This is a genomic window from Actinoplanes sp. NPDC051411 (assembly GCF_040682075.1).
GTDB lineage: Bacteria > Actinomycetota > Actinomycetes > Mycobacteriales > Micromonosporaceae > Actinoplanes.
In genome coordinates this window covers 1-21,196 of sequence record NZ_JBFBAD010000100.1, presented here as the reverse complement: position 1 = coordinate 21,196, position 21,196 = coordinate 1, and the positions used below count along the sequence as shown (strand labels likewise).

Here is a 21,196-nt window from a genome sequence, read left to right as displayed (position 1 = left end):
CGCGCAGGCGACGGGCAGCTCCCGCACCCGAAGCCCGCCGGTCAGGGCTGCCCCAAGCCCGATCTGTGCGAAGCGCGGCTGGCCCGGCCCCAGCCAGCGCGAAGCGCACCCATCTTCAACTGGCGTTGTTCGTGAGTTTCGGCACCAACGCACGGTGACGGGTCTCGGAGACGGACGCGCCTTGTCGGCGGCGCATCCGGATATCGTTCGGCCTTGCCGAACGCTTCATGCTTCGGTATTGCGTGCCAGGGACGGGTCTGCGGCCCGGCGTTGGCAAGTTTTGCGGTTCAGCGCTGCACGCCCGTCCGCACCAGGGCAATCAGCCGACGGGCGCTGTCGGGGTCGGTCGCGGTCAGTGCTACGCCGGTGGCCAGCGCGAGCAGGTCTCTCGCGGTCAGCCCGGGACGCAGTTGCGGGGCGGCTCGGGCGACCAGCGCGGTGGCGGTGTCCGTGATCGTCTGGTGCCAGCGGCCGGACAGTTCTGCGCGGCGGCCGGGTGGCCCGTCGGTCGCGGCGACGGCCAGGGCGCGCTTGGTCCTCACATGCTCGACATAAGCGCCGAGCCACGTGAAGAGGTCGGCCTCGGCGCCCAGCCGGACCAGACGGTCGACCTCGTCGGCGTAGACCGCCACGAGCAGGTCGGCCCGGGTCGGGAAGTGGCGGTAAAGGGTGGCGTTGCCGACGCCGGCCCGTTTCGCCACCTCGTCGAGCGGCACCTCGGGGCCCTGCTCGGAGAGCAGCTCACGGGCCGCGGAAAGCAACCGGTCGGCGTTTCGCGCGGCGTCCGCTCGGGCCATGGCGTCTCCTTCGGCGAGGAACACGGTTGCTAATCGGGGAGATCCCCATTTAAATGGGGGCGTCCCCACTTCGATCGTACGGGAGGATCCGATGGCCCTTACCGCGAGCGACCGGCAAGCCATCACTGACCTGATCAACATGCACGGCCACCTCACCGACCAAGGTGCGTTCGAACGGATGGACGAGCTGTTCACGCCGGACGCGGAGTTCGACCTCAGCGACTTCGGGCTCGGCGTGCGGGCCGGACTGGCCGCGATGAACGAAGCTGTCCGTGCGATCGAGCAACACCCGGTCGGGCACCATGTGACCAACATTGTGCTGTCCGAGGGCGACGACGGCACCGTCCACGCGATCAGCAAGGGCATCGGCATCGGCACCGACGGGCACTGCGGCAGCGTCGTCTATGAGGACACGCTGCACGCAGGGCCGGCCGGGTGGCGGATCACCCGGCGCACGATCCGGCTGCGCCGAGTACCACTGCAGGCCTGAATGCACAATTGAGTTCGTCGACCAGGGAAAGGTTGCTCGAACCGGGCCACCATCGTCCCGCCATGCGCCGAGTCACGCCGCGGCTCAGCCGCGTCATGACTGTTGTACGGAGGAGCGTCCCTGAGCCGGGGTGAGGAACTCGGCATTCAATAGACCAGCTGCTTCCTCGACGATGGTACGTATCACCGAAACTCGCGAAACGAAGCCACCATCCCCCGGGCCGGACGCGCGAGTTTCAGCGCCGGGCGTGTCGGAGGTCCCGCCATGCGGCGGTCAGGAAGAACAGGGCCAGGGCGCAGGCCGCGACCAGGGCGGGATTCGGCCCCGCCGCGGCCATGAAGTTGATCGGGGTGGCGCCGTTGAGGATGGCGTACCACCAGAGCAGGTAGAGGACCTGGAACGGCCGTGACGAGCGGGTCAGCGAGCCGGCGAGGTAGGCCAGCGCCGGGATGAAGAGGGCGCCCGCGCACCAGGCCGCTACGCCACGGCTGTCGCCGGACGACAGCAGGCGGACGAGGGGTACCGCGCCCGTGATCGCCGTGAGCAGGACGCCGGCCAGCCACGTCGCGAGGGTCTGGGCGCGGCGGTGGGGGTAGGCGGCCAGCACGTCGATTTCCTGGGTGCCCAGGCGGGACCAGAGCAGCACCGGCCAGACCCAGCACAGCGGGAGCAGGGCCGGGGCGATGTCGCGGGACGGGGCCACGGCGGCGATCAGGCTCAGCACCAGGGTGCCGGCCCACCACCACCGGGAGACGCCGGCCAGCAGGACGCGGAGCGAGGTGCGGACCAGGCGGGGGCCGGCCGGGCCGAGGCGGGCCGCCGTCGCGGGACGCCGGGCGGGGAACTCCCAGCGGGTGGCGGGCTCGGCGGGGTGGGTCGCGGCGCGGCGGCGGGGCATGGCGCGGGCCGGGTCGAAACGGTGGAACCACACGGCGCCGAGCACGGCCAGGGCGACCGCGATCGCGATCAGGACCAGGCGCTCGGTCAGGAACTGGGCGTCCACATAGGATCCGGACCACGGGAAGACCTTCAGCGGGGTGTCGCGCTCGACCAGGCCGACGCCGAAGTCGAACGGGCGGTGATCGTGGAAGGTGCGCACGACGTCGGCGCGCATCGAGGTGATCACGTGGCCCAGGCCGAAGACGTCGAGGCCGCCGCCCGCCTGCAGCCCGATGCTGCCGGTCATCCACAGGAACAGCCAGACGATGTTGCCGGTGCCGCTGCGCAGGCCGGGGACGGTCTCGAAGAGGACGGCCGCGGCGGCGGTGAGGGCGAGGGCCGGGAGCGTGATCAGCACGAACGGGGCGAGCAGGCCGGCCGGGGCGACGTGGCGGTCCTCGCCCCGCCACAGCTGCATCACCAGGGCGGTGCCGGCCAGGGCGGCGGTCATCGAGGCGAGGACGGCCAGGTTGCCGGCGAACTTGCCGGCCAGGTAGGGCGCGCGGCGCAACGGGGTGGCGGCCAGGACCTGCCCGACGCCGGTGTCGACGTCGAGGGCGACCGCGTTCTTGACGACGTAAAACCCGGCGAGCGACAGCCAGACCGCGCCGGCCAAGGCCGTCACGGTGCCCGCGTACGCCGAGGAGTAGCTCCCCCGATAGTCACCCAGCTGGAAGATCTGCCAGTGCGAATCGGCGGCGGGCAGCGCGAGCACCCCGAGGGCGACCGCGGCGAGCAGGACCACCGCGTACGCCGGGCGCCGCGACCGCTCCCGGAAGTCGGCGGCGGCCAGGGCCGCGATCACCGCCGTGCCCCGGCGACCGTGGCGAGATAGAGCTGTTCGAGGTCGCCCCGGGACGGGCCGTCGTAGAGCAGGCGGCCGCCGGAGACGATCGCGACCCGGCCGGCGATCGCCTCGACGTCGGAGACGATGTGGGTCGACAGGATGACGATGCGGTCGCGGCCCAGGTCGGCCAGCAGATCGCGGAACCGGGTGCGCTCCTCCGGGTCGAGGCCGGCCGTCGGCTCGTCGAGGATCAGCACCCGCGGGTCGTTGAGCAGCGCCTGGGCGATGCCGACCCGGCGCCGCATGCCGCCCGAGAACCCGCCGAGCGGGCGCCGGCCCACGTCGGCCAGGTTGACCAGCTGCAGCAGCTCAGTGATGCGGGCCTTGGCCGAGCGGGCGGTCAGCCCCTTGGCGGCGGCCAGATAGGTGAGGAATTCGCGGGCGCTCAGATGTGGGTAGACCCCGAAGTCCTGCGGGAGATAGCCGAGGGTGCGGCGCAACGGCTCCGGGTCGGCGACGATGTCACGGCCGTTCCAGGTCACCACGCCCGCACTCGGGCGGGTGACGGTGGCGAGCACGCGCATCAGCGACGATTTGCCGGCCCCGTTGGGGCCGAGCAACCCGACGACCCCGGGCCCGAGGTCGAGACTCAGCCGATCAACGGCACGCTTGTCGGCGTACGTCTTGGAGAGCTCGCGCACCGCGAGCCTCATCGTCTCTGTCCCCTGTGTCAGCACACGCCGAAGCTATGGGATCGGGCCGGCGTTCTCATCGGCCCGCGGTCCGATTCCGGGATGCGACTTTCGACGGCTCAATCGGTGGACGCGTCGGCCTTTCGGCGGTAGTCGTGGGGGCATGTTGCCTGATGAGGTGTGGGATGACCGGGCCGCCGAGGAGTACGACACTCCGGGCGAGGGGATGTTCGAGCCCGCTGTCGTCCTACCAGCGGTCGATTTCCTGGCCGGTCTGGCCGACGCTGGGGCGGCGCTGGAGTTCGCGATCGGCACCGGGCGGATCGCCGTGCCGCTGGCGGCGCGAGGTGTGGCGGTCAGCGGCATCGACTCGTCGCGGGCGATGATCGCGCGGCTGCGGTCCAAGGCACCGATCCCGGTCGTCGTCGGGGACATGGCGACCGCTTCCGTGCCGGGCCCGTTCGCGCTGGTCTACGTCGTCTACAACGCGATCTCCACGCTGCTGACCCAGGAGGCGCAGGTGACGTGCTTCCGGAACGCGGCCCGTCACCTGGCGCCGGGCGGCCGGTTCGTCGTCGAGGTGGAGGTGCCGGACCTTCGGGCGTTGCCGCCGGGGAAGGGCGGCGTCGTTTTCGAGTCGTCGTCCGGCTACCTCGGCGTGGACACTGTCGACGTGCTCCACCGGGGTCTGGTGTCCCACCATCTCCGCTTCGACCGGGGGCGGGAGGCGACGCTGTTCCGCAGCGCGCACCGCTATGTCTGGCCGTCCGAACTCGACCTGATGGGCCGGCTGGCCGGGTTTCCTGACGCGGGGGTTCCTGCGGCCGGACGACGTACGCGACCTGGTGACCGACCAGCTCGGCTCGCCTGGAGTCCCGTTACGCCGGCTGGTCGGGTGCGCCCTTCACCGCCGAATCGTCCGGCCACGTCTGGGGTCTTTCGGCTCGGGTGACGGTGTTGCCGGCGGCCGGCCGATCCCGTGGGCCGGCCGCCGGGCTGGTGGGGGACTCAGGCGCGCACGACCTGGGTCTTGGCCGCCATGTCGCCGAGGCGGCGGCGCCGGTCCGAGGACAGCACGATGATGAAGCCGACCAGGTAGGCGAACAGGCCGTCGATGATGCGCAGCAGGGTGCGGATCAGGGCGGGGCCGACGCCCGGCGGTGTCGTGCCGTCTTCGCGGACGACGCGGATGCCGGTGGCCATTTTGCCGACGGTGCGGCCCAGCATGCCTTCCATCAAAACGTAGTAGAGGACGACGACGACGAGCAGCACGAGGCTGCCGCCGGTCGAGAGCCTCGTGTAGCTGAAGCCCGAGCCGGTGCTCTTGGTGCCGAAGATGGCGTTGAGGATCGAGCTGACGATCCCGAAGATGATGCCGTCGATGATGGTGGCGACGACCCGGCGCCCGGTTACTCGCACATCATTGGAAACCTGCGTATATGCCATGACTTTTCCTCCCGATGGACGGCGATTGCCGTCATACCCAGAGCAGTCAAGCAGTACACGGCCATGCCGGGAAGCGGGCGTCTACCAGCGCCGGATCGAGCGCCACCACGAGCGGAAGTCGCCGGCCAGGTCGAGCAGGGCGTGCCGGTAGCCCGGGTGGTCGAGGCCGGCGCCGAGCAGTTCGAGCAGGCCGAACATCCACATCGGACCGCTGAGCAGGAACGCCACGAGCGCGAGGATCCACCAGGTGCTCACCGCGTACGCCAGGAGCAGCGTGACCGCCACGCCCGCGGTGACCAGGCCGGCGACCGTGCCGCGGCGGGTGAGCCGCGGCACCAGGCGCAGGCACCGCCAGGGCAGGCGCCCGGCCGGGACCAGCACCCGCAGCGCGAAGCCGAGCAGCACGAGAGCGACCACAACGGACAGTAGGCGGGCGAAGTCGCCGACGAACGGCCAGCGCATCGCGGCCAGCATCAGGACACCGACCAGAGCGGCGCCGAGCGGCAGGCCACGCCGGAGTCCACCGAGGACGCCCCGGATCGGCCACGTCATGGCCAGCACGTCGGTGCGGGCCGGGTTGTCGCGGGCCACGTCGCGCAACACCCGCATCGAGCGGCGGACCCGGAGGCGTTCGGCGTCGAGCATGGCGACCAGCCATAGCGCATAGGGGTTGGCCGGATCGAGCGCGAGCGCGGCCCGGGCCGCCGCGAACGCCGAGTCGTGGTGGCCGGCCTCGCGGTCGACCTCGGCGACCGTGAGCAGACCCTCCACCGACGACGGATCGAGTCGCTGCCCGTGCGCCGCGGCCTCCCGCGCCTCCTCCCGGCGGCGGGCCGACGACAGCGCGCGGGCCAGCACCAGGTGCCCGGACGGCCGCAGCGGGGCCAGCCGGACCGCCTCCCGCGCCGGCGAGACCGCGTCGGCGGCGCGGAGCAGGGAGATCAGGGTCTCGGCGCGTTCGGCGTGGGCGTCGGCGAGCGACGGGTCAGCGGCGACCGCGGCGTCGGCCGCCGCCAGGGCGCCCGGGTAGTCGCGGCGCAACCGGAGCACCCAGGCAAGCACGCTCAGTAACCGCCCGCTGGCGGGGTCGACCGCGAGCCCGTCGCGCACGACCCGCTCGGCCTCGGTGTACCGCCCCACCTCGGCCAGCCGGTGCGCGCGGTAGAAGGCGTCGGTTATCGCATCTTCCGTTTCTTGAGATAGGCCGCCAGGTCGTCGTATTCGCCGCTCTCGTTGGCGAACATCGCCACGTTGCGCGCGGTCGCGAACCATCCGTCGGTCGACGGCCGCACCTCGCGGGCCGCGGTCAGCATGTCCTGCTGCGAGATCATGCGGATCTCGCCGGTGGCGATCGAGTCGCGCATCGCGAACTCGGCCGCGGTCTCGCAGACGTGGGCGAGGTCGGCGCCCGAGAAGTGCTCGGTGGCGTCGGCGACCTTGCCCAGGTCGATGCCGGCGACCGGGCGGTCGCGCAGATGGTATTGCAGGATCGCGGCCCGGGCCGGCTTGTCGGGCGGCAGCACCAGCACCGTGCGGTCGAGCCGGCCGGGCCGGCGCAGGGCCGAGTCGATGTCCCACGGCGCGTTGGTCGCGGCCAGCACGAACACGCCGTCGTTGTTGCCGTCGACGCCGTCGAGCTCGGTGAGCAACTGGTTGACCACGGTGCGCATCGACGACGAGTTGAGCTGGGACCGTTTGTGGCCGAGCGCGTCGATCTCGTCGAGGAACAACACGCAGGGCGCGTGCGACCGCGCCGAACCGAACAGGTCGTGCAGGTTGCGCTCGGAGCTGCCGACCCACATGTTGAGCACGTCGGTGATCGACAGCGAGATGAACGACGCGCCCATCTCGCCCGCCACCGCGCGGGCCAGGAACGTCTTGCCACAGCCCGGCGGACCGTAGAGCAGCAGGCCACCGCGCAGGCTCTTGCCGAACAGGGTGCGCAGCCTGGGGTTGCGCAGCGGGGCCAGGAACGCGATCTCGAGCCGCTTCTTGACCTCTTCCATGCCGCCCACGTCGGCCAGGGTGATCGTCGCGGTCTCGACGTCGAAGACCCGGTCGGCCGGCCCGCGCACCGGCTCCGGCTCGTCGTCGGCCCGCGCGAAGCGCGGCGGCACGATGTCGCCGAGATCTTCCTCCATCGCCGCCCAGTCGATGCCGTCACCCTGGGTGGGTGGTTTCGCCGGCATCTCGTACGCGTCGTCGGCTCCCCCGACCGCAACGGGACCGCCCGGCGACTCCTCACTCACGGCGGCCGGCCCGCCCAGCGCCGAACTCATCAGCCTCTGGGCCGCGGTGTTGCCCGGCTCGCGGGCCAGCACCTGCGCCGCGTGCCCGATCGCCTCGGAGCCGCGCCCGGCCCCCACCAGCAGCTCGGCCAGGTGCAGGCGCAGCGGCAGGTCGTCGGGCCGGGCCTCGACAGCGGCGGCGAGACTGTCGATGAGGGGCGAGTCGCTCATGACAGCAAATTATGCCCGCGCCGTGCGACAAGATTCGGCGGCCCGCTAAATGGCCGGCGCACCGGGCGTGCCTCCGGCGACCAGGTCGAAGAACGTGGTGATGTCGGCGGCCAGGAGGCCGGGCACCTCGAGCGCCGCGAAGTGGCCGCCCCGGGGGAACTCGGTCCACTGCCGGATGTCGTGGGACGGCTCGAGCAGCGGCCGGATCGACTGCGTGATGTCGCGCGGCAGGACCGCCACGCCCAGCGGCGACCGCAGCGGGACCGGGCCGCCGAAGCCGCTCTCCTTGACCAGCCGGGCGGCCGAGCCGGCGGTTCCGGTGACCCAGTACAGCAGGACGTCGGCGAGGATGTCCTGGTCGGACACCGGCGTGGCCGGGTCGGCCCAGATCGTGAACTTCTCCCCCAGGTAGGCCAGCAGCCCGGCCGGCGAGTCGTTCAGCGCGTACGCGATGGTCTGCGGCGCGGTCAGGAACTGCCACTGGTGTGGATGCCGGGTGCCGGCCAGCGCCAGTGTGCGCTCGAGGCGGGCCCGATCCGGCTCGGACAGGCCGTCGGGCGCGCCCCGCGTCGGCAGATAGTTGACGTGCACGCCGACGACGCGGTCGGGCGCCACCGCGCCGAGCAGCCGGGAGATGCCGGAGCCCCAGTCGCCGCCGTGGGCGCCGTAACGCGAATAGCCGAGGCGGTCCATCAGCGTGGCCCAGGCCCGCGCGACCCGCTCCTGGCCCCACCCGGTCGCGGTGGTCGGGCCGGAGAGGCCGAAGCCCGGTAGCGCCGGGATCACCAGGTGGAACCGCTCCCGGAGCAGCGGGATGAGGTGCCGGAACTCGGCCGTCGAGCCGGGCCAGCCGTGGGTGAGGATCAGTGGCAGCGCGTCCGGGTCGGGGGCGCGGAAGTGCTCGAAGTACACGTTCTGCCCGTCGATCGTGGTCACGAAGCCGTCGGCGGCGAAGGAGGCGGCGACGCCGGGCCAGAGGCCGGCGAGCGCCCGGACCCGCTCGACCGGGATGCCGTACGACCACCCGACGTCCGGGAGTTCGTCGGGCCAGCGGGTGCGGTCGAGCCGGAGCTTGAGGTCGTCGAGGTCGGACGGGGAGACGCGGTATCGGAATTCGTTCATGCGGCTAACGTTAGTCGCATTAACGTTTGACCGGCAAATGTTATTCTGGCCACGTGGATCCCCTACCGAGCTGGCTGCTCACCCAGACCGCCGCCCACGCCCACCGCCTGGTCACCGACGGATTCGCGCGGGTCGGCGCCCGCGGCTACCACTACCGGCTGCTCGCTTCACTGATCGAGGAAGGCCCGGCGAGCCAGGCCGCGCTCGGACGGCGTACGGGAATCCACCTGAGCGACATGGTCGCCGCGCTGAACGAGCTCGAAGAGGGGGGTTTCGTCGCCCGCGCGCCCGACCCGGCCGACCGCCGGCGCAACGTGATCAGCGTGACCGCGGCCGGCCGTAAGCGTTCCGCCCAGCTCGCGCGCAGCGCCCAGGAGGTCCAGGACGCGTTGCTGGAGCCGCTCGACGAGGCCGAGAGGCGTGCGCTCGCCACCCTGCTCGGCAAGCTGCTCGACCATCACCGACAAGGGATTCCCCCGTTGCCCGGCGACGATTGAGACATCCATGCTCGTCGAATGATTAGACGAGCGTTACCGGCTCTGCTCGCCCTCGCCGGCACCATGCTGGCGGCGCCGGCCACCCCGGCGCGAGCGGCCGCGACCGACTCCACCCGCACGCCGGCGACCCCGGCCTACACGGTCAACCTGACCAGCAACACCACCGGCGGCACCTGGACCGGCCACGAGAGCGTCACCTTCAGCAACGCCTCGGCGACCCCGCTCACCGAGGTCTACCTGCGGCTCTGGGACAACGCGCACGGCTCCTGCCCGTCCACCCCGGTCACCGTCACCAACGTGACCGGCGGCACCGCCTCGGCACTGACCGTCAATTGCACCGCCCTGAAGATCACGCTCCCGGCGGCAGTGCCGCAGGGCGGAACCGGCAGCATCGGCTTCGACCTGTCGATCGTCGTCACCGCGGGGGTCGACCGGTTCGGGCACGACGGCGGCTACTACTTCATCGGCAACGCGCTGCCGGTGCTCGCGATCCGCGACGCGGCCGGCTGGCACCTCGACCCGTACACGAACAACGGCGAGTCGTTCTACGCGCTGTCCAGCGACTACACGGTCACGCTGGACCACCCGAGCTCGATGGCGGTGCCCGCGACCGGGTCCTCGACCGACCGGGCCGGCACCAGCGGCCGCACGATCACCACCGCGGTCGGCAAGCAGGTGCGGGAGTTCGCCTGGGCGGCCGGGCCGTTCGTGAAGACCTCCGGGACCACGGCCGGCGGCGTCAAGGTCAACGTCTACCGGGTGAGCTCGGTCAGCGCCGGAAACGCGAGTTCGATGCTGAGCACGGCGACATCGGCGCTCGACGCCCACTCCGGGCGGTTCGGCGCCTATCCGTACGCCGAGGCCGACGTGGTCCTGGACAACGGGTTCTGGTTCGGCGGCATGGAATATCCGGGATTCGTGCTCGACGTGGTCAGTTCGACCGCGCTCGCCCACGAACTGGGCCACCAGTGGTTCTACGGCATCGTCGGGGACGACGAGTACACCACGCCGTGGCTGGACGAGGGCTTCACCGACTACGCCACCGACCTGTACTTCAACAAGACCGGCTCCGGCTGCGGGATCACGTGGCAGTCGAGCGCCGAGCGGCTGACCAACTCGATGGCCTACTGGGACGCCCACTCGAGCCGCTACAGCACCGTGGTCTACGGCTACGGCAAGTGCACGCTGCACGACCTGCGGCGCCTGATCGGCACGACCGCGATGACCAACCTGCTCAAGTCGTACGCCGCCGCGCACTGGTACGGCGTCTCGACGGTCGCCGACTTCAAGGCCGCCGCCCAGGCCGCGGCCGGCCCGACCGACCTGACCTCGTTCTGGTCGTCCCACCGGGTCGACGGATGAAAGACGGATAGCAGCATGAAGGGGGCCACCGACTGCGGTGGCCCCCTTCAGAACTGCTTCTGCCTCGACGAGGGTCAGCCCGGACGCCGGTAACCAGCGATCGGACCCACCTTGTCCATCACCGCCATCCGCACATGGTCACCCGTGTGCGGAGCATGCACCACTTCGCCACCACCGATATAGATGGCCACGTGGTGCAACGAACCGGGGAAGAAGAACACCAGATCGCCCGGTTGAAGGTCGCCCCGGCTCACCGACTTGCCCTCGTTCCACTGGTCTTTCGTGTAGTGGTCGAGAGTCACGCCGACGGTCGCCCACGCCTCTTTCGTCAGGCCGGAGCAGTCGTACGTGTTAGGGCCGTCAGACCCGAAGACGTACGGCTTGCCGATCAGCGAGCACGCCTTGCGCGCCGCCTTACCGCCCGCGTCATTGTTGTAGGTGACCGGGCAGGGCCCGATCCTCAAGGGTCCGTCGTCTCCACCGGTCGCCCCGTACGCCTTGATGCGCAGCTTCTGCAGCGCATCGATCTTCACATTGATGGCCTTCTTCTTCTGGGCCAGATCGGCATCGCGGGCGGCGATGGAATCGGTCAGAAGCTGAAGGTCCTGCTTGGATTTGGCGTACTGGTCGCGCAGCTTGGCAACGCCGGCGATCTGTGCCTGCTGGTGCCGCGCAAGCTGGTCGAGAAGACCCAGCTTGTCGGTCAGCTGGTTCGTCGACCCGCTCATCAACATGGCACTGATCGCGCTCGGCGAACCTTGCTTGTACGCGTCAGTGGCCAGGCCGCGAACCGAGGACAGGGCGACATCCACCCGGACCTGGAGCGGGGTGAGCTGGTTGGACAGTTTCTTCAGCTGAGCCTGGTTCTTGATCAACTTGCTGTGCACATCGTTGTAATCTTCGATGATCGGCTCGAGCTGATTCCACTGGGTGTCGATCTGTGCCTCGACACTGGACGGCGAGGGTGTCGCGAGTGCCGCGGTGGCCGGTGCGGTGACAACTACGCCGGCCGCGGCGACGAGGCAGAGCAGGCTGCGCAGCATTCCGGCGCGGCGCGCCCCGTTCCGTTTCACGTTACGTGCGTTGTCCTTTCTTCCCTCATGCCGCCGACCGGGTTAGCTGACGGGTTCGAGCGGGAAGCGCGCCCGGCCGCGAAAGTGCACGGCTTCACCCCAACTGCTCGGGTCCCCGGTTCGCCAGACAACAACGACGATTAGGCGGTGGTCCGTCAGATCGGCCGGATGGACGATGGGGGGCTGCCGAACCGGGGACCACCGTACTCCCGATCATTGCCTTAACTGAAGCCGACGCGGCTGGGAAACTGCCTGCATACCACCGGTTACGCAGAGTGCCTAGAACGGCCACTGCTCCAGCGCGCGGTCGAGCCAGGGCACGACCAGGATGACGGTGGGTAGCACCAGCAGGGACACCGCCCCTAGTCCCGCGACAAGGCTCAGGCCGGGCGACTCGGGGCGCGGCGCGGCCAGCCGGTCCAGCCTCCTGCGACGCGCGTCACCCCACGCGTCCGGCTCGGCGTCCTCCGTGAGCGGGACCGCGTCGGTCAGCCTTTCCAGCGCGGCCGAGAGGGGCCCGGGCCCGGCGACGCGCCGCGCGGCATCGTCGGCCACCATCTCCAACAGCAGGTGTACGGCGTCCAGAGGCACCCGGCTCCGCAACACCCCGGGCACCGCGCGATAGAAGGCGGTGAACGACTCCATCACCACGTCGTGGCGGTGCCGCAGATGGGTCTGCTCGTGCGCGAGGACCGCGTCGACCTGCGCCCGGTCGAGCACCCGCAGCACCCCGTCGCTGAGCACGACCCGTGGCTCGCGCCCGGGCACGCAGTAGGCCAGCGGGAGCGCGCCCTCGAGCACCCGCAGGTGATCCGGTCCGATCTCGTGGCGCCGCTCGGCCCGGTCGAGAAGGTCGACCAGCAGCCGGTGGCGCTCCCGCCGGGCCCGCGACCGCCGGGTGACCCCCCAGAGCGAGATCAGCAGCCGGGCGACGATGAGCGCGGCGACGGCCAGGGCGACGAGGAGGGCGCCGGCCACGACCGGCTTGCGGGAGCCGTACGCCCGGGTGAGCTCCTCCGGCACGGCGAGCACCACGCCGAGCGCGCTCAGCACGGCGGCCAGGGTGATCGCCTGCCAGAGCAGTACGGCGGCGCGCGGCGCCCGGTCGGGCCAGCGTGACCGGGCGAGCGGGCCGGGCACGAGCAGCGACAGGGTCAGCCCGAGCGCGCCGAGCAGTAGCGCGGTCACCGGTTCTGGCTCTTCGCCGCCTCGATCGCGGCGGCCAGCGCCTCCGGGGGCAACCGGCCGACGAAGTACGCCAGGGCCGCGTCCTGATCGCCGCTCGTCGTCAGGGCGTCGAGCATGACCGCGGCGGTCATCTCCTCGCGGGACTGCGCCGGGGCGTACAGATAGGCGCGATCCGCCTTCTGGCGGGTGACCACGTCCTTCTTGGCCAGGCGGTCGAGCACGGTCATCACGGTCGTGTACGCCAGGTCGCGGTCTCTGCTCAGCCGCTCGTGCACCTGCCGCACGGTCATGGGTCCGGTCGCCGCCCACAACTGCGCCATGACCTCGCGTTCCAGGTCGCCTAGACCGTTCCTCTGGGCCATGTGACCGAGTCTACTGCACGGCGTCGTACTACACGTCGTAGTATCTACTACGGAATGTCGTAGAGGGGGCTCATCGCATGGACGTACTCGACCTGACGCGACTGCAGTTCGCGGTGGTGACGATCTACCACTACTTCTTCGTGCCGATGTCGATCAGCCTGGCCGCGGTCGCCGCCGGCCTCGAGATCACCTGGCTGCGCACCCGGCGCGACCTGTGGAAGAACCTGACCAGATTCGTCGGCAAACTGCTCATCGTCACGTTCGCGGTCGGCGTCGTCACCGGCCTCGTGCAGGAATTCCAGTTCGGCATGGGGTGGAGCGCGTTCGCCAGGTTCTACGGCGACGTGTTCGGCCCGACCCTGGCCATCGAGGGCATGCTCGCGTTCTTCCTCGAGGCCACGTTCCTCGCGCTCTGGTACTTCGGGTGGGACCGGCTGCCCCGCCTCGCCCACGCCGCGACCATCGTGATCGTCTCGCTCGGCACGGTGCTCAGCGCGTTCATCATCCTGGCCGGCAACAGCTTCATGCAGAACCCGGTCGCGTACTCGCTCGACCCGGTGACCGGCCGGGCCCACCTGACCTCGTTCCGCGAACTCCTGCTCAACAAGGTCAACCTGGCCGCCTTCCCGCACACCCTCAGCGGCGCGGCGATGATCGGCGGGGCGCTGCTGCTGGCGATCGCGGTCTGGCGCCGCGCGGCCGACCCCGGCTTCCGGCCCCTGTCCCGGCTCGGCGCCTGGCTGATGCTGGCCGGCGGGGCGGCGACCGCGCTGACCGGCGACCACCTCGGCAAGGTCATCACGCAGGTGCAGCCGATGAAGATGGCCGCCGCCGAGGCGCTCTACACGACCACGTCCGGCGCGCCCTTCTCGCTGGTGACGACCGGGAAGCCGCTGCCGTCCTTCGCGCTCGACATCCCCGGCCTGCTGTCGATCCTGGCCAAGGGCTCACCCGGCGCGACCGTGCAGGGCATCGACGAACTCCAGGCCCAGTACGCCGCCCAGTACGGCCCCGGCAACTACGTCCCGATGATCCCGGTCGCGTTCTGGTCGTTCCGGCTGATGATCGGCGTGGGCATGCTGGCCGCGCTCGTCGCCGCGTACTTCCTGTGGCGGACCCGCCGGGAGCGGGAGGCTCCCGGCTGGCTCCTGCGCTGGTTGCCGTTGATCCCGATCCTGCCGGCGGCCGGCAACACGATCGGCTGGATCTTCACCGAGACCGCGCGGCAGCCCTGGATCGCCTTCGGGATCTCCAAGGTCGCGGACGGCATCTCCCCGGGCCTGACCAGCTCCGAGGTGCTCGCGTCGCTGGCCGGCTTCACCGTCGTCTACGGCATCGTCGCGGTCGTCTGGTTCCGCCTCGTGCGGCACCTGTCACGGCAGCCCCTGTCACCCGCGCCCGCGGCGGTCGATGAACCCGAAATGTCCGTAACCTACTGAGGAGCCGCTGTGATCACCTTCTGGTTCTCGGTCGTCGTCCTCGCCTGGGTGCTGTTCTTCGTCCTCGAAGGCTTCGACTTCGGCGTCGGCCTGCTCGGCCCGCTGCTCGGCCACGACGACCACGAACGCGGCGCCGCCGTGCAGACCATCGGCCCGTTCTGGGACGGCAACGAGGTCTGGCTGGTCGCCGCGATCGGCGCCACCTTCGCCGCCTTCCCCGGCTGGTACGCGGCCCTGCTCTCCGGCCTCTACCTGCCGGTCGCCGCGATCCTGCTGCTCCTGGCGATCCGCGGCGTAGCCCTCGAATTCCGCGGCAAGGGCGACGGCCTCCGCTGGCGCCGCCGGGCCGACGCCCTGCTCGCCCTCTCGTCGGCCGGCGTCGTCGCGGTCTGGGGCGCGCTGCTCGCGGTGATCACCCGCGGCCTGGCCCTGCGACCCGACGGCTCGGTCGCCGGGCACGGGCGCAGCCTCTCCCCCGTACTCTCCTGGACCGGCCTCCTCGGCGCCCTCGCCGCCCTTTTCGCGGCGGCCCTGCTCGGAGCCACCTTCCTCAGCCTGCGGACCAGCGGCCCCCTCCGGGGCCGGGCCCGCAAGCTCGCCGGACGGCTGGGCACCGGCGGCGCCGTCACGCTGGTCGTCGCCGGCATCGGTACGGGCTCCCGGACGGTCCTGGCCGCGGCCGCCCTGAGCTTCGTGGCCGCCCTGCTGGCCCGGGCCGGCCGCGAGGCCTGGTCGTTCGCCGCGACCGCACTCGGCGTGGCAGCCACGGTGGTGGCCGTCTTCACCGCCCACGGCCAGGTGGTGCTCCGCAGCACCCTCGACCCGGCGTGGTCGCTGACCAGCACCGCGGCCGCCGCCAGCCACTCCACCCTGCACCTGATGACCGTGGCCGGCCTGATCGTCCTGCCCGGAGTGGTGGCCTATCAGGCCTTCTCCTACTGGATCTTCCGCCAGCGCGTGGCCAGCGACCGGATCCCGTCATGAAGCCCGTCGACCCGCGCCTTCTGCGGCACGCCCGGTACAGCCGCGGCGGGATCGCCCTGCTCGCCGTCATCGGAGTCGGCCAGGCGCTCGCCACCGTGGCCGTCGCCGTGGCGCTGACCGTCCTCCTGACCGGCTCACGCACCCCGGCGGTCATCCTGCTGGCGTCCTCGTTCGCCACCCGGGCCGGGCTGGCGTGGGCCGAGCAGGTGGTCGCCCACCGTACGGCCGCAAGCGTGAGCGACGAACTGCGCCGTTCCCTCGTGCGGGCCGTGGCCCGCCGCGGCCCGGCCTGGGTGGCCGGCTTCGGCTCCGGCCGCCTGACCGCCCTGCTGACCAGCGGCCTGGACGCGCTACGCCCATGGTTCGCCGGCTACCTTCCGGCGGTGATCCTCGGCGCCGCCCTGCCCCCGCTGGTGCTGCTGGCCATCTTCTGGGTCGACCCCGCCTCGGCCCTCATCGCCCTGGCCACCCTGCCGCTGATCCCCGTGCTCGGCGCCCTGATCGGCTGGGCCACCCAGGCCCGGGCCCAGCAGCGCTGGCAGGCCGACACCCGGCTGGCCGGCCACTTCCTCGACGTCGTACGCGGCCTCGCCACCCTCCGCACCTTCGGCCGGGTCGACCGCCAGACCGCCGTCATCGAAGACCTCACCGACCAGCACCGCGCGGCCACCCTGCGCGTGCTCCGCGTCGCCTTCCTCTCCTCGACCGCCCTGGACCTCGTCGGCACCCTCTCGGTCGGCCTGATCGCCGTCTCCACCGGCCTCCGCGTAGCCGCCGGCCACCTCTCCCTGCCCCCCGCCCTGCTGATCATCCTGCTGGCCCCCGAGGTCTACCGGCCGCTGCGCGAGATGGCCGCCCGCTACCACGCCGCCACCGACGCGACCGCCGTGATCACCGACGTCGACGAGGTGCTGACCGACCTGCCGCCGGCCCTCCCGGCCGGAGATCACCCCGGCCTGGCCGCGGCGGGCCTCCGGGTCCGGTACGCCGGTGCCCCGCACGACGCCCTGTCGCTCCCGGAACTGGTCGTCGGCGCGGGCGAGATCGTGGCCCTGACCGGGGCGTCGGGCGCGGGGAAAACCACGGCTCTGCGAGCGCTGGCCGGCCTCCAGCCGCTGGACGCGGGGACGGTCGCGCTGGACGGGGCTCCGGTCTATGTGCCGCAGAATCCGTCGCTGCCGCATGCCCGCACGGTGGCCGACCTCTTCCCCGAGGGCACGCCGGCGGGCGCGATCGAGGGGGCTCTGCAAGGGGTGGGGTTGGCCGGGCCGCAGTCGACGCTGCACGCCAAGCCCGCCCCTACGTCGGAGTCCAGGCCCGCGCCCGCGCTGGACTCCGCGCCCGGGCTGGACTCCGCGCCCGCGCTGGACTCCGCGCCCGCGCCCACGCTGCGCTCCACCCCCACCCTGCGCTGGGCGGGGTCCACTCAAGCAGGTGGGTCTGACAATTTTTCCCCGTCGTCCACAATCGGCGGCGCGAACTCTGAACTCGGCCGTTCGATCACCCTGGACACCCCACTCGGTGAACACGGGGCCGGCGTCTCGGCCGGGCAGCGTCATCGGCTCGCGCTGGCGGCGGCGCTCTATCAGGGCCCGGCGACGCTCCTGCTCGACGAGCCGACCGCCCACCTCGACCCCGAAACCGAACAGCTGGTCATCGCCCGCCTCCACCGGGCTGCCGCCGAGGGCAGCGCCATCCTGGTCGCCGCACACCGCCCGGCCCTGATCGCCGCGGCCGACCGGATCGTCGACATCAAGCCGCCGGCGCCGGCGTCCCGCGCCCACCCGGAGCCGGCCGCCATGCCGGGCGACCGCACGTCCAGCCAACACGCGACCAACGAGCAGGCGGCTAATGAGTGCGGGGCCGACCAGCGCAGGGCCGACCAGCGCAGGGCCGACCAGCGCAGGGCCGACCAGCGCGGGACCGACCAGCGCGGGACCGACCAGCGCGGGACCGACCAGCGCACGGCCGACCAGCGCGGGACCGACCAGCGCACGGCCAACGAGAGCCTTGCCGACCAGGACACGGCCGACCAGCGCACACCCGACGAGCCCACTGCCGGCCAGCACACGCCCCTTCGCGCCGAAGCTGCCGGCAACCGGCAACCCACCAACCGCTGGCGCCGCCCCTCGGTTGCCGTCGCCCTCAGCACCGGCTCCTCCCTCGCCGGCCTCGTCCTGACCGGCGCCGCCGCCTGGCTGCTGATCCGGGCCGCCTCGCTTCCACCCGTCCTCACCCTTTCAGCCGCGGTCGTCCTCGTCCGCGGCAGCGCGGTCGCCCGCCCGCTTCTCCGCTACCTCGAGCGCCTCGTCTCCCACGACGTCGCCTTCGCCCGGCTCGGCAAGCGCCGCGCCCGCGTCTACCAGGCCTTGATCCCTCGAGTTCCGGGGGCGAAGCTCCGCCGCCGCGGCGATCTGCTCACCAAGGTGGTCGACGACGTGGACGCCCAGGTCGACGGCCTGCTCCGTGGTCGCCTGCCGGTCCGGGCCGGCTGGATCACGCTCGCTCTCGGGGCGGGCGCCGCCGCTCTGATCGCCCCGGCCACCGCGCTGCCCGTCGGGGCCGGCCTGCTCATCGCCGGGGGGCTGGCGCCCGTCGTGGCCGCCCGGCACGCGACCCGGCATGACCGGGTGACCGCCGAGGCCCGCGCCGAACTGCGGGACGCCATGGTGGAGACGGTCGACGGTATCGAAGAGTGGCGGGGTGCGGGCGTACCGGATCGGCGTAGCCGGAAGCTGGCCGCCCGCGAGGCGCAAGCCGCGCGATCGGCCGGGGGTGCCGGGGCGCTGGCGCATCTGGGTTGGGGGGTTGCGGTGACCGGGGCCGCCCTGGCGTTGGGGCATGCGGGGCTCAGCCACGAGTGGGCCGGGGTTGTGCTGCTCGGGCTGGTGGTTCTCGGGGAGTCGGCGTTGGGGCTCCCGGAGGCGGCCGTGGCGCGGAGGCGGGCCGCCGGGGCCGACCGGCGGCTGTCCGATCTGCTGGCCGAGCCAAGATCAGTGATCTTCGAGGCCCCCCGGACCGCCCCCACCCCGGTCTGGGAGGGGACGAGCAAACCACCCACCCCCGACAATTTCCGACCGCCATCCACAATCACGATCCGAGGACTCGAAGCCGGCTGGGGAGCCAACCCAACGATCAAAGGCCTCGACCTCGATCTCGAACCGGGCACGAAACTCGCGATCACCGGCCGCTCCGGAGCGGGCAAATCGACCCTCGGCATGGTCCTCGCGCGACTCCTGGACCCGAAGAGCGGAACCATCACGATCGACGGCGAGGACATCCGCCGGCTCCCGGAAGACGAGATCCGGCGCCGCATCGTCCTGATCGGCGACGACACCAACCACATTTTCGCGTCCACGATCCGCGAGAACCTGAGGCTCGCCAAGCCCACCGCAACCGACGACGAGATCCGCGGAGCCCTCCGGCGGGTGCGCCTGGGCGAGTGGACGGACCGCCTCGACACGTGGCTCGGCACCGGCGGCAGCACGATCTCCGGTGGTCAGGCCCGGCGCCTCGCCACCGCGCGGGCCCTGCTGGCCGACCCCGAACTGCTGATCCTCGACGAACCCACCGAGGGCCTCGACGAGCCGACCGCCCGCGCCCTGATGACCGACCTGCTCGACGCGGCCGACGGCCGTACCGTCCTGGTGCTCACCCACCGCACCGAAGGCCTGGAGAACGCCGAGGTCATGAGCCTGACATGAGCTCCAGGGCTTGTTTGCGGAGGGCCGGGTCCCGCGCGTAGACCGACGCCCCGGCCCCCGGACGCTCATCGCCCGACAACCCGCTGTAGCTGCCGCCGGCCTCGGTCACGATCAGCGACGTGGCCGCGAAGTCCCAGATCTGCCCGCCCGTCTGCACGGCAAGATCAAGCTCACCGCGGGCGACCATCAGCGCCGGGTGGATCGTCCACGGCTGGGGAGGCGCGACGGCGACCAGCGGCGCCACGAGGTCGAGTCCCCAGTCCTCGGGCACGATCCCGACCCGGCTCCCGGCCGGCTCGGTCGCCGAGCCACCGGCCCGGATCGGCGTGTCGGCGACCACCCGCCCGCCGACCACGCGCCCCTCGAACGCCCCACCGCCCCGCGTAGCCCACCAGACGCTGCCCTGCGCCGGGTGCGCCGCCACGCCGGCGACGATCTCGCCGCGCTCCTCCAGCCCGATCAGCACCAGCCAGCGGTCGTCCCCGGCCACGAACAGCCGGGTGCCGTCGATCGGATCGATGATCCAGCGCCGGTCGGCCGCCCCGGGGCTCTCGCCCGCTTCCTCACCGAGCACCGAGTCGTCCGGCCGGGCATCGGCGAGAACCTCCCGGATCGCCGCCTCCACCGCCCGGTCGGCCGCCGTCACGATCGACCCGTCGGCCTTGACTTCCCGCGGCAGGTCGGCCAGCGCCGCGAAATGTTTCAGCGCCACCGCCGCCCCGACCAGGGCCGCCCGCTGCGCCAGCTGAAGATCCGTCTCCACACCGCCATCCTGCCGGGCGGCGAGGCCGCCCGGCGGCTTTGGACCATCACGTCACCCCAGTGCCACGAGAGCTTCAATTTCCCGTACGCGTGGAAGCCCGCTCTTGCCCCGCCGGCCGTGTCCCGGCGCGACAATTCGGTGGCGCCGGGCCGAGGCTCGCTGATATCCGTATACGGTCCCGCCGATCCGACACCCAGGGAGCCGACCATGCGCCGCGACCACGACACCGACGCGTCCTTTTGAGCCGACCAGCAAGCGCCGCCGGGGGTTCCCTCTAGCGAGACCCACGTCAAACGCGGCCACCGCACCGTCGGCCACGACACCGAACTCGTCGAGAAACTCGGCGGCCACGACCCCTGCCCGTGCGGCTCCGGGCGCCGGTTTCCGCCGCTGCTGCCGCTCCGGTGGACGCTTCGACGACACCAACGGCCACTACTACGTCCGGGACTGAGCGAGTGACCGCGCTGCACATCTTCGACATGGATGGCACGCTGCTGTCCGGCACCACCGCGAGCCTCCAGATCGCCGCCGCGCACGGCAGCGAGTCCGAGCTGCGCGCTCTGGAGGCCCGCTTCACGGCCGGCGCTCTCGACACGGCCGGCTTCGCCGCCGCGATCCACGGCCTCTGGGCGAACCTCATCCCGGAGATCGTGGCCGCGGCGGTCGACGGCGGCACCTGGCTCACCGAAGAGCTACGGGGCGACCTGCCGGTGTCACGCTGCGTCGCCTACGGCGACTCACTCTCCGACGCGCCGCTGTTCGCCCACCTCACCGCCACGGTCGCCGTCAACGCCGACCATCACCTCGAAAACCGGGCGACGGCAAGCTACCGGGGCCGGTCACTCCTCGAGGCGTACGTCCTGGGCCGCGCCCATCTGGGCGCAGCCCACCCGCCCAGCCAGTCATAGCCTGGCCGTAGACGTCCTTACCCGGCCGACGCCCGCCGTCGTAGGCAGCCCGACACCCGGATCGTCCCGCGCGGGCGGCCGCACCTCCGGCCCACCGGCCGCGACCCCCGCACAGCGCGTCACCCGATCCGGCGGCGGGGGGGCGCGCAGGTCCACCCAGGCCGGGGGCCGCGCCCCACCCCGG

Annotated in this window: 19 protein-coding genes and 1 riboswitch; of the genes, 8 read left to right on the top strand and 11 right to left on the bottom strand. The window is 71.9% G+C overall.

Going from position 1 to position 21,196, the window contains the following annotated elements; all coding sequences use genetic code 11:
- Nucleotides 1-287 precede the first annotated feature (287 nt).
- The gene (locus AB0M88_RS38705; protein WP_364110819.1) at nt 288-797 is read right to left on the bottom strand and encodes a helix-turn-helix domain-containing protein; all 510 of its coding nucleotides are present in this window, start codon (nt 795-797) and stop codon (nt 288-290) included.
- 91 nt (nt 798-888) lie between these two features.
- On the opposite strand from AB0M88_RS38705, the gene AB0M88_RS38700 reads away from it, so the two are divergent.
- The gene (locus AB0M88_RS38700) at nt 889-1,287 is read left to right on the top strand and encodes a nuclear transport factor 2 family protein (RefSeq protein ID WP_364110818.1); all 399 of its coding nucleotides are present in this window, start codon (nt 889-891) and stop codon (nt 1,285-1,287) included.
- A 235-nt stretch (nt 1,288-1,522) separates the two neighbouring features.
- On the opposite strand, the gene AB0M88_RS38695 is transcribed toward AB0M88_RS38700, so the two are convergent.
- On the bottom strand, nt 1,523-3,031 hold the full coding sequence (locus tag AB0M88_RS38695) for a hypothetical protein (protein WP_364110817.1): 1,509 nt from the start codon (nt 3,029-3,031) through the stop codon (nt 1,523-1,525).
- Nucleotides 3,028-3,726, bottom strand: a complete 699-nt coding sequence (locus AB0M88_RS38690) for an ABC transporter ATP-binding protein (RefSeq protein WP_364110816.1) — start codon at nt 3,724-3,726, stop codon at nt 3,028-3,030. The genes AB0M88_RS38695 and AB0M88_RS38690 overlap by 4 nt, the downstream gene beginning before the upstream one ends.
- Nucleotides 3,727-3,868: 142 nt before the next feature.
- Here AB0M88_RS38690 and AB0M88_RS38685 point away from each other — a divergent pair, with 142 nt between their 5' ends.
- The gene (locus tag AB0M88_RS38685; protein ID WP_364110815.1) at nt 3,869-4,657 is read left to right on the top strand and encodes a class I SAM-dependent methyltransferase; all 789 of its coding nucleotides are present in this window, start codon (nt 3,869-3,871) and stop codon (nt 4,655-4,657) included.
- 56 nt (nt 4,658-4,713) lie between these two features.
- On the opposite strand, the gene AB0M88_RS38680 is transcribed toward AB0M88_RS38685, so the two are convergent.
- The 4 genes from AB0M88_RS38680 to AB0M88_RS38665 all read right to left on the bottom strand — a co-directional run bounded on the left by AB0M88_RS38680 (nt 4,714) and on the right by AB0M88_RS38665 (nt 8,732).
- Entirely contained in the window at nt 4,714-5,151 is a 438-nt protein-coding gene (locus tag AB0M88_RS38680; RefSeq protein ID WP_364110814.1) for an RDD family protein, read from the bottom strand.
- A gap of 81 nt (nt 5,152-5,232) precedes the next feature.
- Nucleotides 5,233-6,291: a hypothetical protein gene (locus AB0M88_RS38675; protein ID WP_364110813.1), complete on the bottom strand. Its 1,059-nt coding sequence runs from the start codon at nt 6,289-6,291 to the stop codon at nt 5,233-5,235.
- A 35-nt stretch (nt 6,292-6,326) separates the two neighbouring features.
- Entirely contained in the window at nt 6,327-7,610 is a 1,284-nt protein-coding gene (locus tag AB0M88_RS38670) for an AAA family ATPase (RefSeq protein ID WP_364110812.1), read from the bottom strand.
- 45 nt (nt 7,611-7,655) lie between these two features.
- Entirely contained in the window at nt 7,656-8,732 is a 1,077-nt protein-coding gene (locus AB0M88_RS38665; RefSeq protein WP_364110811.1) for an epoxide hydrolase family protein, read from the bottom strand.
- A gap of 53 nt (nt 8,733-8,785) precedes the next feature.
- Here AB0M88_RS38665 and AB0M88_RS38660 point away from each other — a divergent pair, with 53 nt between their 5' ends.
- The gene (locus tag AB0M88_RS38660) at nt 8,786-9,229 is read left to right on the top strand and encodes a MarR family transcriptional regulator (protein WP_364110810.1); all 444 of its coding nucleotides are present in this window, start codon (nt 8,786-8,788) and stop codon (nt 9,227-9,229) included.
- Nucleotides 9,230-9,247: 18 nt separating this feature from the next.
- Complete coding sequence (locus AB0M88_RS38655; RefSeq protein ID WP_364110809.1) at nt 9,248-10,591, top strand: M1 family metallopeptidase; 1,344 nt, start codon at nt 9,248-9,250, stop codon at nt 10,589-10,591.
- 74 nt (nt 10,592-10,665) lie between these two features.
- Here AB0M88_RS38655 and AB0M88_RS38650 read toward each other — a convergent pair whose 3' ends face one another.
- From AB0M88_RS38650 to AB0M88_RS38640, 3 genes are all read right to left on the bottom strand, one after another.
- Nucleotides 10,666-11,664, bottom strand: a complete 999-nt coding sequence (locus tag AB0M88_RS38650; RefSeq protein WP_364110808.1) for an NlpC/P60 family protein — start codon at nt 11,662-11,664, stop codon at nt 10,666-10,668.
- 15 nt (nt 11,665-11,679) lie between these two features.
- A riboswitch (cyclic di-AMP (ydaO/yuaA leader) is annotated at nt 11,680-11,821 on the bottom strand.
- A 122-nt stretch (nt 11,822-11,943) separates the two neighbouring features.
- Complete coding sequence (locus AB0M88_RS38645; RefSeq protein WP_364110807.1) at nt 11,944-12,852, bottom strand: M56 family metallopeptidase; 909 nt, start codon at nt 12,850-12,852, stop codon at nt 11,944-11,946.
- A complete protein-coding gene (locus AB0M88_RS38640) occupies nt 12,849-13,214 on the bottom strand; it encodes a BlaI/MecI/CopY family transcriptional regulator (RefSeq protein WP_364110806.1) in 366 nt (121 codons plus the stop codon). The genes AB0M88_RS38645 and AB0M88_RS38640 overlap by 4 nt, the downstream gene beginning before the upstream one ends.
- 77 nt (nt 13,215-13,291) lie before the next feature.
- Here AB0M88_RS38640 and AB0M88_RS38635 point away from each other — a divergent pair, with 77 nt between their 5' ends.
- Genes AB0M88_RS38635 through cydC form a run of 3 tightly spaced genes read left to right on the top strand, consistent with a single transcriptional unit; the run spans nt 13,292 to nt 19,341 of the window.
- Nucleotides 13,292-14,653 (top strand): cytochrome ubiquinol oxidase subunit I, encoded by a 1,362-nt coding sequence (locus AB0M88_RS38635; protein ID WP_364110805.1) that lies wholly within the window; start codon nt 13,292-13,294, stop codon nt 14,651-14,653.
- Between the two features lie 9 nt (nt 14,654-14,662).
- Entirely contained in the window at nt 14,663-15,637 is a 975-nt protein-coding gene (gene cydB, locus AB0M88_RS38630; RefSeq protein WP_364110804.1) for a cytochrome d ubiquinol oxidase subunit II, read from the top strand.
- Nucleotides 15,634-19,341: a thiol reductant ABC exporter subunit CydC gene (cydC, locus tag AB0M88_RS38625; protein ID WP_364110803.1), complete on the top strand. Its 3,708-nt coding sequence runs from the start codon at nt 15,634-15,636 to the stop codon at nt 19,339-19,341. Before cydB ends, cydC begins: the two co-directional genes overlap by 4 nt.
- Here cydC and AB0M88_RS38620 read toward each other — a convergent pair.
- The gene (locus AB0M88_RS38620; protein WP_364110802.1) at nt 19,325-20,104 is read right to left on the bottom strand and encodes an inositol monophosphatase family protein; all 780 of its coding nucleotides are present in this window, start codon (nt 20,102-20,104) and stop codon (nt 19,325-19,327) included. The two genes, cydC and AB0M88_RS38620, sit on opposite strands and share 17 nt — an antisense overlap.
- A gap of 455 nt (nt 20,105-20,559) precedes the next feature.
- Between AB0M88_RS38620 and AB0M88_RS38615 the strand changes: the two genes are divergently transcribed.
- Nucleotides 20,560-21,012: a hypothetical protein gene (locus AB0M88_RS38615; RefSeq protein ID WP_364110801.1), complete on the top strand. Its 453-nt coding sequence runs from the start codon at nt 20,560-20,562 to the stop codon at nt 21,010-21,012.
- The last annotated feature ends 184 nt before the right edge of the window (nt 21,013-21,196 follow it).